Origin of the sequence: Sporosarcina sp. YIM B06819 (genome assembly GCF_033485175.1) — a bacterium.
GTDB lineage: Bacteria > Bacillota > Bacilli > Bacillales_A > Planococcaceae > Sporosarcina.
Map to the genome: position 1 here is coordinate 45,022 of NZ_JAWLIQ010000024.1, position 14,122 is coordinate 59,143.

General features: G+C 44.6%; 13 protein-coding genes. All 13 read left to right on the forward strand.

Translation table 11 applies throughout. From position 1 onward, the window contains the following. Window positions 1-57: 57 nt before the first annotated feature. The 13 genes from tilS to lysS all read left to right on the forward strand — a co-directional run bounded on the left by tilS (window position 58) and on the right by lysS (window position 13,713). Complete coding sequence (tilS, locus tag R2B72_RS15070; protein WP_318617507.1) at window positions 58-1,461, forward strand: tRNA lysidine(34) synthetase TilS; 1,404 nt, start codon at window positions 58-60, stop codon at window positions 1,459-1,461. A gap of 37 nt (window positions 1,462-1,498) precedes the next feature. Continuing rightward, window positions 1,499-2,041, forward strand: coding sequence for a hypoxanthine phosphoribosyltransferase (gene hpt / locus R2B72_RS15075; protein WP_318617508.1), 543 nt, complete (start codon window positions 1,499-1,501; stop codon window positions 2,039-2,041). A 109-nt stretch (window positions 2,042-2,150) separates the two neighbouring features. Beyond that, window positions 2,151-4,175 (forward strand): ATP-dependent zinc metalloprotease FtsH, encoded by a 2,025-nt coding sequence (gene ftsH / locus R2B72_RS15080; protein ID WP_318617509.1) that lies wholly within the window; start codon window positions 2,151-2,153, stop codon window positions 4,173-4,175. A gap of 107 nt (window positions 4,176-4,282) precedes the next feature. Continuing rightward, window positions 4,283-5,047: a type III pantothenate kinase gene (locus R2B72_RS15085; RefSeq protein WP_318617510.1), complete on the forward strand. Its 765-nt coding sequence runs from the start codon at window positions 4,283-4,285 to the stop codon at window positions 5,045-5,047. 15 nt (window positions 5,048-5,062) lie between these two features. Then, window positions 5,063-5,950 (forward strand): Hsp33 family molecular chaperone HslO, encoded by an 888-nt coding sequence (hslO, locus tag R2B72_RS15090; RefSeq protein ID WP_318617511.1) that lies wholly within the window; start codon window positions 5,063-5,065, stop codon window positions 5,948-5,950. Then, the gene (locus tag R2B72_RS15095; protein WP_318617512.1) at window positions 5,928-6,854 is read left to right on the forward strand and encodes a peptidyl-prolyl cis-trans isomerase; all 927 of its coding nucleotides are present in this window, start codon (window positions 5,928-5,930) and stop codon (window positions 6,852-6,854) included. Before hslO ends, R2B72_RS15095 begins: the two co-directional genes overlap by 23 nt. 168 nt (window positions 6,855-7,022) lie before the next feature. Then, window positions 7,023-7,949, forward strand: coding sequence for a cysteine synthase A (cysK, locus tag R2B72_RS15100; protein WP_318617514.1), 927 nt, complete (start codon window positions 7,023-7,025; stop codon window positions 7,947-7,949). 103 nt (window positions 7,950-8,052) lie between these two features. Beyond that, window positions 8,053-9,462 (forward strand): anthranilate synthase component I family protein, encoded by a 1,410-nt coding sequence (locus R2B72_RS15105; RefSeq protein ID WP_318617515.1) that lies wholly within the window; start codon window positions 8,053-8,055, stop codon window positions 9,460-9,462. A gap of 16 nt (window positions 9,463-9,478) precedes the next feature. Next, entirely contained in the window at window positions 9,479-10,333 is an 855-nt protein-coding gene (gene pabC, locus R2B72_RS15110; RefSeq protein WP_318617517.1) for an aminodeoxychorismate lyase, read from the forward strand. Continuing rightward, complete coding sequence (gene folP, locus R2B72_RS15115) at window positions 10,333-11,184, forward strand: dihydropteroate synthase (RefSeq protein ID WP_318617518.1); 852 nt, start codon at window positions 10,333-10,335, stop codon at window positions 11,182-11,184. Before pabC ends, folP begins: the two co-directional genes overlap by 1 nt. A 7-nt stretch (window positions 11,185-11,191) precedes the next feature. Next, window positions 11,192-11,560, forward strand: coding sequence for a dihydroneopterin aldolase (gene folB, locus R2B72_RS15120; RefSeq protein WP_318617520.1), 369 nt, complete (start codon window positions 11,192-11,194; stop codon window positions 11,558-11,560). Further along, window positions 11,557-12,078, forward strand: a complete 522-nt coding sequence (folK, locus tag R2B72_RS15125) for a 2-amino-4-hydroxy-6-hydroxymethyldihydropteridine diphosphokinase (RefSeq protein ID WP_318617521.1) — start codon at window positions 11,557-11,559, stop codon at window positions 12,076-12,078. The genes folB and folK overlap by 4 nt, the downstream gene beginning before the upstream one ends. A gap of 144 nt (window positions 12,079-12,222) precedes the next feature. Next, complete coding sequence (lysS, locus tag R2B72_RS15130; protein ID WP_318617523.1) at window positions 12,223-13,713, forward strand: lysine--tRNA ligase; 1,491 nt, start codon at window positions 12,223-12,225, stop codon at window positions 13,711-13,713. Window positions 13,714-14,122: the final 409 nt, after the last annotated feature.

The window sequence follows — 14,122 nt, forward strand, 5'->3', positions numbered from 1 at the left end:
GAGGGCATTCTATTTAGTAAAGTTTAAGGTAGGTTCTATACGAGGAGATTATGTGTAATGGATACATTTAGACAGGCGATTTTTCGATTTATCAAAGAGTGGTCACTGATAGCGCCAGGGGATCGTGTTCTTGTCGCCTGTTCCGGCGGCGTCGATTCGGTGGCGCTGTTACATTTCATGGCTTCCAATCAAGTCGGAATGGGAATTGAAGTTGCCGCTATTCACGTCGATCACATGCTACGGGGAGAAGAATCAGTAGCAGATGGGGCTTTTGTGGAAAGGTTATGTGCAACATATGGGATTCCTTTTTTCGGTGGCAGTGTCCCGGTTCCTGAATTGATGGAGCAAGATGGTGGCAATGTGCAAGCGGTGTGTCGTGCTGGAAGATATGCCTTGTTTGCGGAAATCATGCAACAACAAGGATACGGTGTCCTTGTCACCGCGCATCATGCAGAAGACCAGCTAGAAACTGTATTGATGCAAGTTGCCAAAGGTAGTCAGCCATCCGGCATACCAGTGAAGCGCGAGGTCGATGGTGGTGTTGTTATTCGCCCACTTCTCCCTGTCATGAAAGCTGATCTTTACTCGTACGCCCGGGAGTATGCTCTACAATACCGCGAAGACCCGAGTAATGAAAGTGATGCTTATATGCGCAATCGTTATCGTCATCATATTGCCCCGTTTATGCTAAAGGAAAACCCTGCCGCCGCTAAAAATGTAGTGAAAATGGCTGGTTGGCTTCAGCAAGATGAAGATCTATTCGAAACGTTGGCCGTGGAACAGTTTGAAAGAATCGTCGAATTCACGGAAGAAGGACTCCCTACTATTGACACTCGTGTTTTTTCTGATATGCACCCGGCTTTACAAAGGCGGGTGATTACACTACTATTGAAGTATCTTTACGATGGGGAGAGTATACCCGTAGAATACAATTCCACGCTTATTAGCCAGCTATTACACCACATTACATCGCAGAATGGAAATGTGTCCATCGACCTTCCACGCGGTTACCGATTTATGCGGGCGTATAGCAAGTTAACGTTTGTTCGAGATACACAACTTGAAGAAATGGCAATACGGAAAATGTTCCCGAAAGGTAGCTGGACTCGTTGGGGAAATGATGTAGAACTTTACTGGACTGAAGTGGATGATTCTATTGCAGGATTACTCATTGGTGTAGATGACATAATGTATTTTGATCTGCCTGATAGCGATTTTCCTTTATATATTAAACGAAGGGAAGATGGAGATCGGATTTTGTTACCGGGAATGGACCATCCAAAACGTTTGTCGAGATTATTTATCGATGACAAGGTGGACTTGGCTGTACGTGATCAATTACCGCTAATTGTCACCGCGCTAGGAGAGGTTTGTGCAGTTCCGGGATTGCGTTATGGCGCGGCGTTTTCACGCCGCAAGACAAAGCAGAGTCATTACATAGTTCTCACGAGAAAGTGTTAATCGACTTGGATACTTGGAAGAAAGAGGAGGAATTTCGATGTTAGAGAAAGATATCGAAGAAGTGCTAATTACAGAACAACAGATTGAAGAGAAAATCCATGAGCTTGGTGCAGTATTGACTGAGGAATATCAAGACAAGTTTCCACTTGCGATTGGTGTACTAAAAGGGGCTCTTCCTTTCATGAGCGATCTTATCAAGCGAGTTGACGCGTATATCGAACTAGATTTTATGGATGTGTCGAGTTACGGTAATGCAACGGTTTCATCAGGTGAAGTGAAAATCATCAAAGACTTGAATACAAGTGTCGAAGGACGCGATGTGCTCATCATTGAGGATATCATCGACAGTGGGAAAACATTAAGTTATCTCGTCGAACTCATGAAATATAGAAAAGCAAATTCCATTAAAATCGTCACACTACTTGATAAGCCGACAGGCCGAAAAGTAGATTTGAAAGCGGACTATGTTGGTTTTGTTGTACCAGACGCGTTCGTCGTAGGGTACGGACTTGATTACGCTGAAAAGTATAGGAATTTACCTTATATTGGTGTGTTGAAAAAGGAAATCTATTCTTTCTAAGCTTCCCGTGAAACTATCTTCCAAATAAGGCATTTTCTTTGTAGGTTGAATCAGACCTATGATAAGATTTACACTAGTTTTCTGTTTGAATGAAATGAGGAGGCTTGGGATGAATCGAATACTTCGATACTTTCTATTATACGGACTAATTTTCCTAGCAATTATGGGGATATTCAGTTCACTAAACAAAACAAATCCGAATACGCATGAGGTTCGGTACGATGAATTGGTTACTTCGTTAGAAAAAGGGCAAGTAAAGTGGTTAACTATACAGCCGCTTCAAAATGTTCTTCAAGTTAAAGGTGAATTGGAAGGCTATGAAAAAGGCGAGTCATTTATTACGAGTGTCTTGAGCGGCGAGGATATTAAAAGTGAGCTCAAAACGCTAGCAACAGAGACAAAGACTGAAATTACAGTTCTGCCTGCGCCAACAACGAGCGCGTGGGTATCCTTCTTTACAGGTCTTGTACCGTTCATCATTATCTTCATCTTGTTCTTCTTCTTGTTGAACCAAGCACAGGGTGGCGGCGGTGGCCGTGTGATGAATTTCGGTAAAAGTAAAGCGAAGCTGCATACAGATGATAAGAAAAAAGTTCGTTTCACAGATGTGGCGGGAGCAGACGAAGAAAAAGCGGAGCTTGTAGAAGTTGTTGACTTCTTAAAAGATGCACGTAAATTCGTTGAAGTTGGCGCGCGTATTCCGAAAGGGATTCTATTAGTAGGTCCTCCGGGTACAGGAAAAACGTTGCTGGCACGTGCGGTTGCAGGTGAAGCGGGTGTACCGTTCTTCTCAATCTCGGGTTCAGATTTCGTAGAAATGTTCGTAGGTGTCGGGGCATCCCGTGTACGTGACCTATTCGAAAATGCGAAAAAGAATGCACCATGTATCATTTTCATCGATGAAATCGACGCAGTCGGTCGCCAACGTGGCGCTGGCCTCGGCGGGGGACATGATGAGCGTGAACAAACGTTGAACCAACTTCTTGTTGAGATGGATGGTTTTGGTGAAAATGAAGGTATTATCATTGTGGCGGCAACAAACCGTCCGGATATCCTTGACCCTGCACTTCTTCGTCCGGGACGTTTTGACCGTCAAATTACAGTTGGTCGTCCGGATGTTAAAGGAAGAGAAGCGGTACTAAAAGTGCATGCGCGCAACAAGCCGCTTGATGACACTGTCAACTTGAAAGCACTTGCGCAACGTACACCTGGTTTTTCTGGCGCGGATCTTGAAAACTTGCTAAACGAAGCTGCGCTTGTCGCGGCGAGACGTAGCAAATTGAAAATCGATATGTCGGATATCGACGAGGCGACGGATCGCGTCATTGCGGGTCCTGCGAAGACGAGTCGTGTCATTTCGAAAAAAGAACGCAATATCGTTGCGTTCCACGAAGCAGGTCACGTTGTTGTTGGGCTTATGCTTGACGATGCCGAAATCGTTCATAAAGTAACAATCGTTCCACGTGGGCAGGCTGGCGGTTACGCTGTCATGCTTCCGAAAGAGGATCGTTACTTCATGACAAAACCGGAACTTTTGGATAAGATTTCGGGACTTCTAGGTGGTCGTGTAGCGGAGGAAATTGTTCTTGGTGAAGTCTCTACTGGGGCTCACAATGACTTCCAACGTGCAACGGGTATCGCACGCTCCATGGTCACGGAATACGGGATGAGTGATAAGCTCGGACCGATGCAATTTGGTCAGTCGCAGGGGCAAGTATTCCTTGGGCGTGACTTCAACTCTGAACAGAACTATTCTGAGTCGATTGCTTATGAAATCGACCAAGAAATGCAACGTATTATTAAAGAACAATATGCGCGTACAAAAGAAATTCTTACGGGGAACCGTGAGTTGCTTGATTTGATCGCAACGACGCTTCTTGAAGTAGAAACACTTGATGCGGAGCAAATTACTCATCTAAAAGAGCATGGTACATTACCTGATCGTCCATACGGCCGTTATGGCTTGGACAATTTAGATGAAGATGCTAAGAGTGTCGATATTTCTAAAAAAGAAGATGACGTAGTGATTTCTGATTCGACTGGCGCACCTAAAGATCCATCAATCGGCGATTTGCCGACGGAGTCTGAGCCGGTTGAGTTGCTTAAACCGATTGAAGAAAAACGCCAAGATTGAATGACGAATAAGAGCTGATTGCTTCTTTTGAAGCAGTCAGCTTTTTTCTATTGAACGGTCTGTGGTATGATGTGTTGGAAAACATCGAAGTTAGCGAGGAAACCATTATGATTTTAGTGTTGGATACTGGGAATACCAATATTGTCCTTGGGGTCTATGAGCAAGGGCAACTTAAACATCATTGGCGTATGGAAACATACAGACATAAGACAGAGGACGAATATGCGATGCAGGTTAAATCGCTGTTCTCTCACGTTGGACTCACTTTTGGGGATGTGACAGGCATTATCATTTCATCGGTTGTGCCACCGGTTATGTTTCCGCTTGAACAGATGTGTAGAAAGTATTTTAATCAGAAACCGTTGATTGTAGGTCCGGGTGTTAAAACTGGATTGAATATTAAGTATGAAAATCCGCGTGAAGTGGGTGCTGACCGTATCGTGAATGCCGTTGCGGCGACCCATGAATATGGCGATCCACTTATCATTGTCGATTTTGGAACAGCAACGACTTATTGTTATGTGAATGAAAAAGGGGAGTATATGGGTGGAGCAATTGCGCCTGGTATCGGAATTTCGATGGAAGCCTTATTTGACCGGGCATCTAAGTTACCGCGTATCGAACTGACAAAGCCTGATCATGTTGTGGGGAAAAGTACAGTAGCGGCTATGCAAGCAGGAATTGTCTATGGCTATGTTGGACAAGTCGAGGGAATCGTTGCCCGTATGAAAGCGCAAAGTAAAGTAACACCGAAAGTTATCGCTACGGGTGGACTAGCTGATTTAATTGCTAGTGAAACAACGGTTATTGATGTCGTCGATAACTTCCTCACGTTAAAAGGGCTTCATTTAATTTATGAACGAAACATGTAAAAGGAGAATTTGAATATGAATGATTACTTAGTAAAAGCACTAGCATTCGACGGGACGATTCGGGCGTATGCAGTCCGTTCAACGGAGACAGTTGCTGAAGTGCAACGCCGTCATGGGATGTGGCCGACAGCGACAGCTGCTTTAGGTCGCTCAATGACTGCAGCTGTCATGATGGGTGCAATGGTAAAAGGTGAAGACAAACTAACAATTAAAATCGATGGTGGTGGACCGATTGGTTCGATGATTATCGATGCGAATGCACATGGTGAGGTTCGTGGGTACGCAACGAATCCGCACACGCATTTCGAGTTAAATGACATAGGGAAACTAGATGTGAGACGTGCAGTTGGGACGGATGGTCTACTGACGATTGTTAAAGATCTTGGTTTGCGAGATTTCTTTACCGGGCAAGTTCCGATTGTTTCGGGTGAAATTGCAGAAGACTTCACGGAATACTTTGTTGTCTCAGAACAGGTTCCTTCTGCTGTTGGATTAGGGGTTCTCGTTAATCCGGATAACACGGCGAAAGCGGCTGGAGGATTCATCATCCAGGTGATGCCAGGGGCGACGGATGAAACGATTGGGAAATTGGAAGAACGCATTGCTAATGTCGAGCCGATTTCAAAACTGATTGACCGTGGTTTGACGCCGGAGGAGATTCTCGGCGAAGTGCTTGGTGCGGAAAATGTTGAAATACTAGATCGAATGGATGTTGCATTTACATGTAATTGCTCAAGGGAGCGGTTTGGTAATGCCATTATTGGTCTTGGGGAGCAAGAGATTTTAGAGATGATTAATGAGGATGGAAAAGCGGAAGCGCACTGTCATTTCTGTCTGGAGACATATGTATATCCGAAGGAAGAATTAGAAGGCTTTATCAATGAAATACGGTCGCAGTCTTGAATCAGGATCGGCTAGTTCGCAAAAGCGCAAACTAAAGACGAAACCGCTTCTTCTATTGATAGGAATCCTTTTTGCTTTCAATGTTTTTTGGTTCGTTGGCTGGCTACTACCAGACAAGAAGCCGAAACAAACGGGTGAAGAAGTGGCGTCTGTTGCTGGCGAGCCGATCACGAGAGAACAATGGATGACGGCGATGGAAAAAGAAGTCGGTCGTGAAGTCCTTCTGGACCTTGTCAATGGCAAGGTGATGGAGGCTGCCGCGAAACAATACGCGATTGATGTATCCGATAAGGAGATTAATCTCGAAGTGGCGCTGATTCGTTCGGTGGATGGGCGTTCTTATACCGGTTTGGATATGGAGAAAATGCGTCAAAAAATCCGTTCGAATTTAATTCTTGAAAAAGTATTGTCGAAAGATATCGTGGTTGAAGAAAAAGCGATTGGCAAGCATTACGAAGAAAATGCTACTCTTTATAATATTTCAACGGCCTATCGAACAGCTATGATTGTTGTTCCGACGAAAGAGGAAGCGAAACAAACGGTGGATGAGCTAGCGAAAGGATCGAGTTTCGATGTGCTGGCAAAGGAACGTTCAACAGATTTTGCTTCTGCTAGTCTTGGCGGAGACATCGGTTATATCAATACATCGACGGATGCGATTGACAAGAAGATTGTCGAAGCTGTCGTTGATATGGAAAACGATTCAACAAGTGGCGTCGTTGCTTTGAGTGATGGAACGTATGCAGTTCTCCATGTCAGTGAAGTGCTAGAGGGTCAGTCGTTTACATTTGATGACGTAAAAGATCATATCAGGCGCGAGCTTGCCCTCGAACAACTCCCTCAAACGGTTAACCCGGAAGCATTTTGGGATGAATTCGATGCGAAATGGTTTTATGGTAAATAACAATGCTGTTCAGAAACCGAAATTCATTGGTTAGTCTGGACAGCTTTTTCTATTGATGGAAAAAATAAAAAAGTTGTGAGGATTCAATTATTGACAATGAGCATAATATGGTAGTATTATTAATTAAACAAAGCATATCAAAATAGTAGGGATTAGGAGAGGGTAATAATGACGTTAGTTGGAAACTCTGTTGCAGACTTGGTTGGGAAAACACCGCTTGTTAAATTAAATAGATTAACGGGCCCAGAAGATGCAGATGTCTATTTGAAACTCGAATACTTCAATCCGGGTTCTAGTGTGAAAGACCGTATTGCGCTTGCGATGATTGAAGCGGCTGAAAAGTCCGGAGATCTTAAAGAAGGAAGTACAATTATTGAACCAACGAGTGGTAACACGGGTATTGGCCTTGCGATGATTGCTGCCGCTAAAGGTTATAAAGCTGTTTTGGTAATGCCGGACACAATGAGTACAGAGCGACGTAATTTATTGCGTGCATATGGTGCAGAACTTATTTTGACACCGGGTGCCGAAGGGATGAAAGGTGCTATTGCCAAAGCGGATGAACTAGCGAAGGAGAATGGCTGGTACGTTCCGCAGCAATTTAATAATGCAGCAAACCCTGAAATTCACCGTTTGACGACAGGTCCTGAAATTGCAGATGCGCTAGATCGTGTAGATGCATTCGTTTCTGGTATTGGAACAGGTGGTACAATTACAGGTGCGGGAAGTGTCTTGAAAGAACGTTTCCCTGATGTGAAAATTATTGCGGTTGAACCGACGGATTCTCCTGTGCTATCAGGTGGGAAACCAGGCCCGCATAGAATTCAGGGGATTGGTGCAGGGTTTGTACCAAAAGTCCTCAATACAGATATCTATGATGAAATCGCTTTGGTAACAAATGACGAAGCGTATGATACAGCAAGACGTGCGGCGCGTGAAGAAGGAATTCTGGGTGGAGTTTCATCTGGGGCGGCCATCTTTGTGGCATTGCAAGCGGCGAAAAAGCTTGGTAAAGGGAAAAAAGTTGTTGCGATTCTTCCATCCAATGGCGAACGCTACTTGAGTACACCACTTTATCAATTTGACGAAGAGTAATAGTTAAGCAAGAGGGGGCTGTGATGCCCCTTCTTTTTTTGTGGCGTAAAATACCTTTCGCGAGGTAAGATAAAGATACAAATTGTTAGCAGGGGGAAAAAGGATGCAAGGACAACAACCGATCTATACGAAATCAGCAATGACGAAAGAACAGTTTTTCTATGCTTATAAAGAATTAGCGCATAACAATGAACGCCATCTATTGTTGGAAAGTGGGCGGGACGGTGCTTTGTGCGTGGCTGGTGTTGATCCGCTTGTGACGTTGCAAGCGCTTGAAGGCGATAAATTACAGCTTGTTTGGCGAGATGGTACGCAAGAAGTAAGACAAGGCGAGCCGTTGGAGTTGTTGAACGAATTCGCACAATCATTCGAAATAGAGATGATTCCAGAGTTACCAGACTTTCAAGGGGGATTAACAGGCCTCATCAGCTACGATTATGTTCGTCGCTATGAACCGATTCCGGTTGATACGATTAATGACCTAGAGACGCCGGATTTGTATTTCTATTTATTTGATCGTTGGGCCGTGTTGGATGTGCAAACGGAAACGGTTTATTTCATGACGCTACCGAATCGTGAATTGGACGTTGCGGAGTTGGAAAATGAATGGCTAGCAGCGGCTTCAAGGGGATTGGAGAAGCAAGTGTTTGTGCCAGGAAAGGCTACGGAGGTTTCTTCGGCGTCTGATGATCTTGCGGTTGCCGTAACGGGTCCTCAATTTGAGCAGATGGTCCGTGATGTGCAAAGTTATATTGCTAGCAACGATGTTGTGCAAGTGAATCTTTCAGTGCGTCAATCAAAACCGCTTTCAGCACAGCCGCTTGATATGTATGAGGCGCTTCGTTCATTTAACCCATCACCTTATATGGCATCGATTGGTGCACCGGAATTTGCAGTTGTTTCAGGTTCACCTGAATTATTGCTTAAAAAGCGTGGAGAAGAATTGAGTACGCGTCCGATTGGTGGGACAAGACCTCGGGGTGCGACGGATAGTGAGGATGCTGCATTGAAGGCGGAATTACTAGCGAATGACAAAGAGACGGGCGAACATATTATGCTGGTCGATTTGGAGAAGGGAGACTTTGAGCGCGTTTGTGCACCTGGTACAGTAGAAACGAATGAATTTATGGTTGTGGAAAAGTATTCGCATGTTATGCATTTAGTGTCAAATGTTCGTGGAACTGCTGCGCCAGGAATATCGAATGCAGATATTATCAAAGGTGTTTTTCCAGGAGGTTCTATTACGGGTTCGCCGAAGCTTCGGACGATGGAGATTATCGAAGAGTTGGAGCCGACGCGTAGAGGTTTATATACAGGGTCAATCGGATGGCTTGGCTTTAATGGTGATATGGAATTGAATATCGTTATCCGCACGGCTTACATCAAAGATGGTATTGCGCATATTCAGGCGGGCGCCGGTTTGGTTGCAGATTCAGTGCCGAAAGCAGAGTATATTGAGTCTTTGAATAAAGCGAAAGCGTTATGGCAGGCAAAAGCGATGGCGGAAAACTAAGAACGGAGGCTGTGGTATGTGGTGTTGGATGAATGGTGAGTTCATGCGGGCGGAGGATTTGAAAATATCTCCGTTTGATCACGGTTTTCTCTATGGTGCCGGTTTTTTTGAAACATTCAGGACGTACGGTGGTAACGTGTTGCTGTTTGAGGAGCATATGGAGCGTTTGCATACTGCTCTCGAGGAGTACAGGATTGCGATGCCTTATACAAACGACGAAATTCAGGCCGTAGTTCGGGCTCTTGATGAAAAATCAGGGAATGCGGACGGCTATTTTCGACTTAATGTTTCAGCCGGCATTCACGATATAGGTCTAGCGCCATCATTATATGCAACGCCGAATGTTATTTTATTCAGAAAAGAATTGCCTCCTGTCGTTCGTGGCGCGGAGAAAAAAGCGATTTGGCTTGAAACGCCACGTAATCGACCGGAAAGTGCAGTGCGTCACAAATCACATAACTTCTTGAATAATGTGCGTGGTCGGTTGGAATTACCATCGTTAAAAGACATGGAAGGCCTTTTCCTGACAAATGAAGGATTTGTTGCGGAAGGTGTTACGTCGAACATCTTTTGGGTGAAAGATGGTGAATTGTTCACGCCGGCGATTGAAATGGGAATTTTGCCTGGGACGACGCGTGCTTTTATCATGGAGTTGGCGAGGTCTGCTGGGATTGTTGTTAATGAAGGGTGTTACGGCAAAGAACAGGTAGAATTTGCGGATGAGGTGTTCGTTACGAATGCCGTGCAGGAACTGGTACCGTTATCGGCAATTAGGGATATCTTGCTTCCGGGAGCTTCGGGGGTTTATTATCAACAGCTGCATGAATTATATAGACAGGCGATAGAGGATATGAAAGAAGGCGACAGTTGATGGAGTTGGCGAATGCGCGTGGTGTGTACACATTCGGCGAGACGGAAATGGATTTTCGTGAAGAAACGGTAATCATGGGTATTTTAAACGTGACACCTGATTCGTTTTCGGATGGTGGAAAGTTTGGACAAATCGATGCAGCGCTTCAACATGCGCAACAAATGCTTCGTGACGGGGCGAAAATTATCGATATTGGCGGAGAGTCTACACGTCCGGGGCATGTACCGGTTTCATTGGAACAGGAGTTGGAACGGACGGTACCGATTATCGAGGCGATTACCAAGGAATTTGGCTGTGTGGTGTCGATTGATACATACAAAGCAGGAGTGGCGGAAGAGGCCATTCAAGCAGGTGCGCGGATTATTAATGATATATGGGGAGCAAAACGCGAACCAGCCATTGCGGATGTTGCGGCGAAGTATAAGGTGCCCATTATTCTGATGCATAATCGCGACAAGGTGGAGTATGAGGGGCCTTTCATGGACGCGGTTCTTGCGGATTTAGAAGAGAGTGTTGGCATTGCGGTTGCTGCGGGTGTTGCGCATGATAATATCTGGTTGGATCCAGGTATCGGCTTTGCGCGGGATACAATACAAAATATATGGACAATGCAAGGGTTGCGCCGAATTTCGAATATGGGCTATCCAGTTTTACTAGGAACGTCGCGGAAATCATTGATTGGCAATGTGTTAAAGTTGCCTGTTGAGGAACGATTAGAAGGTACAGGCGCGACAGTTTGTTATGGAATTGAGCACGGTTGCCATATTATGCGTGTTCACGATGTGAAGGAAATTGCACGTATGGCAAAAATGATGGATGTTTTAACGGGGAAAACGGTATTTGAAGGGTAGGTTAAGTATGGATTATATTCATGTGAACGAAATGGAGTTTTACGGTTATCATGGGGCACTACCTGAAGAAACAAAGCTGGGACAGCGTTTTCGAGTGACGGTATCGCTTGCGACGGATCTTGCAGAAGCGGGGAAAACCGATAATCTGGATAAAACGGTGAACTATGCAGAAGTCTATCACGTATGCCGTTCGATTGTTGAAGGTGAGCCGGTGAAGCTGATTGAAGCAGTTGCAGAAAAAATTGCAGCGACTATAATGGATGAATTCGCCGCCAAAGTGACGGGAGTTCGCGTTGTCTTGATAAAACCGGACCCGCCAATCCCGGGTCATTATGCATCAGTGTCCGTTGATATTACTAGAGGGCGTTTTGTATGACTTTAGCGTATTTGTCGATTGGTTCGAATATTGGCGATCGGCTGCATCATTTGGTCGAGGCGGTGCGGGCACTTCATTCGCATGATGGGGTGGAGGTGCTTGCGGTTTCTTCTATCTATGAAACGGCGCCTGTTGGGTATACGGACCAGGCGGACTTTTTAAATGTGACGATCCGTGTGGAAACCGTTGTAGGTGCACAGGAGTTACTAGCAATTTGTCAACAAGTTGAACAAGTGCTTGGCAGGGAGAGGACAATTAGATGGGGCCCTCGAACTGTTGACCTTGATATTTTACTGTATGGTACTGACAATATTGAAGCAGAGAACTTAGTCGTACCGCATCCGCGTATGCACGAGCGGGCGTTTGTTCTTATACCGCTTTTAGAAATCGCTCCCTTAATCGCCCATCCGATGGCGCCTGGGAAGTTGTATTCAGAGGAAGTTGCTGTCCAAGATAGCGGTGTCCTGCTTTGGAAGAAAGTTGACGGTGTCGAACATTTCCTGCGATTAAAGGGATGAAGCACCGCCGAAAAATGCTGGACTGCCATGAATTGTGGCAGTCCTTTTTGTTACATATGTTAAGTAAAACGTGTCGGGGCGTCGCAAATTGTGTACAATAGGTGCATACTATCAAAAAGGGTAAATGATGAAGGAGTGAAAGAAATGTCCCATTTGGATGAATTAAATGATCAGTTACTGGTGAGACGCCAGAAGATGGAGGATATACGGGAGAGTGGGTTAGATCCATTCGGCTCGAGATTTGAACGGACGCATCTTTCCAATGAAATTTTGGAGAAATACGAAGGCTTTTCAAAGGAAGAACTTGATGGAACGCCACATGAAGTGAAAATTGCAGGACGTATCATGACGAAGCGTGGAAAAGGGAAAGCTGGCTTTGCGCACTTGCAAGACCTTGGCGGCCAAGTTCAAATCTATGTAAGACAAGATGCGATTGGTGAAGCGGCATATGAGCTTTTCAATAGTGCGGATCTTGGGGATATTATCGGGATTTCAGGAATGGTATTTAAAACGAAAGTTGGAGAACTCTCCATTAAAGTAACAGAATTTACATTCCTAACAAAAGCATTGCGTCCATTACCTGAGAAATTTCACGGGTTAAAAGACGTTGAGCAACGTTACCGTCAGCGTTATTTAGATTTAATTTCAACAGAAGGTAGTAAAGAGACGTTCATCTTAAGAAGTAAGATCATCCAATCGATGCGTCGCTACTTAGATGGACAAGGCTTCCTTGAAGTTGAAACACCAATGCTACATTCGATTGCAGGCGGAGCGTCAGCGCGTCCGTTTATTACGCATCACAATGCACTCGATATGGAACTATATATGCGTATTGCAATTGAGCTCCATTTGAAACGCCTGATTGTAGGTGGACTTGAGAAAGTGTATGAAATTGGACGCGTATTCCGTAACGAAGGAATTTCGACACGCCATAACCCTGAATTTACAATGATTGAATTATATGAGGCGTATGCAGATTATAACGATATCATGGCGCTAACAGAAAACATGGTCGCTCATATCGCGCAGGATGTACTTGGTACGACGCAAGTACAGTACGGAGAAGATACAATTGAATTGGCACCGGGTTGGACACGTCTTCATATGGTCGATGCGATTAAACAATACACAGGCGTAGACTTCTGGAAAGAGATGTCGAAGGAAGAAGCGCATGCGTTAGCTAAAGAGCATGGCGTAGAAGTAACGGCAATGATGGAAGTTGGCCACGTGTTGAATGAATTCTTCGAGCAGAAAGTCGAAGAGCAACTTGTACAACCAACATTCATCTTCGGACATCCGGTTGAAATCTCTCCACTAGCGAAGAAGAATCCGGAAGATGGTCGCTTTACAGATCGTTTCGAACTATTCATTGTACGCCGTGAACATGCTAATGCATTTACGGAACTTAATGATCCAATCGATCAGCGTCAGCGTTTTGAAGCGCAAATGGTCGAGAAGGAACAAGGGAACGATGAAGCGCATGATATGGACAATGACTTTATAGAAGCATTGGAGTATGGATTGCCACCTACTGGAGGACTTGGAATCGGGGTTGACCGTCTCGTTATGCTGTTAACGAACGCGCAATCAATCCGTGATATCTTGCTATTCCCGCAGATGCGTAAGAAAGACTAACATAAGTAATCACCGTGCAAAGCCGTTAGATTAGGCTTTACACGGTGATTTTTTTATTAGTGAAGAAAAGTGTTGCAATCGAAAGGGTGAGATGGTATATTAGAAAACGTTGCACTTCCGATATAACGAAAACAGCAAAAAGAAATTGAAATTAGTTGTTGACTCGTTCTTGAAGAAATGTTATGATAGAAAACGTTGCGCTTCCGATATAATGAAAACAACGAAAAAGAAATTGAAATTAGTTGTTGACATAAAGGATGCAACTTGGTATGATATAAAAGTTGTCACCGAAACAACGAGGACAACCAATAACAACATGAACCTTGAAAACTGAACAGCAAAACGTCAATGAAATATAGCGAGAGTGCTTAACGCATTCGAGCAAAACGTTTCTAAGTAAATCGATTTC

Coding starts and splice junctions, on each gene's coding strand:
- R2B72_RS15105 (WP_318617515.1), top strand. CDS start 8,053: ATGCAAGGACAACAACCGATCTATACGAAATCAGCAATGACGAAAGAA.
- ftsH (WP_318617509.1), top strand. CDS start 2,151: ATGAATCGAATACTTCGATACTTTCTATTATACGGACTAATTTTCCTA.
- folK (WP_318617521.1), top strand. CDS start 11,557: ATGACTTTAGCGTATTTGTCGATTGGTTCGAATATTGGCGATCGGCTG.
- folB (WP_318617520.1), top strand. CDS start 11,192: ATGGATTATATTCATGTGAACGAAATGGAGTTTTACGGTTATCATGGG.
- tilS (WP_318617507.1), top strand. CDS start 58: ATGGATACATTTAGACAGGCGATTTTTCGATTTATCAAAGAGTGGTCA.
- cysK (WP_318617514.1), top strand. CDS start 7,023: ATGACGTTAGTTGGAAACTCTGTTGCAGACTTGGTTGGGAAAACACCG.
- R2B72_RS15085 (WP_318617510.1), top strand. CDS start 4,283: ATGATTTTAGTGTTGGATACTGGGAATACCAATATTGTCCTTGGGGTC.
- lysS (WP_318617523.1), top strand. CDS start 12,223: ATGTCCCATTTGGATGAATTAAATGATCAGTTACTGGTGAGACGCCAG.
- hslO (WP_318617511.1), top strand. CDS start 5,063: ATGAATGATTACTTAGTAAAAGCACTAGCATTCGACGGGACGATTCGG.
- R2B72_RS15095 (WP_318617512.1), top strand. CDS start 5,928: ATGAAATACGGTCGCAGTCTTGAATCAGGATCGGCTAGTTCGCAAAAG.
- folP (WP_318617518.1), top strand. CDS start 10,333: ATGGAGTTGGCGAATGCGCGTGGTGTGTACACATTCGGCGAGACGGAA.
- pabC (WP_318617517.1), top strand. CDS start 9,479: ATGTGGTGTTGGATGAATGGTGAGTTCATGCGGGCGGAGGATTTGAAA.
- hpt (WP_318617508.1), top strand. CDS start 1,499: ATGTTAGAGAAAGATATCGAAGAAGTGCTAATTACAGAACAACAGATT.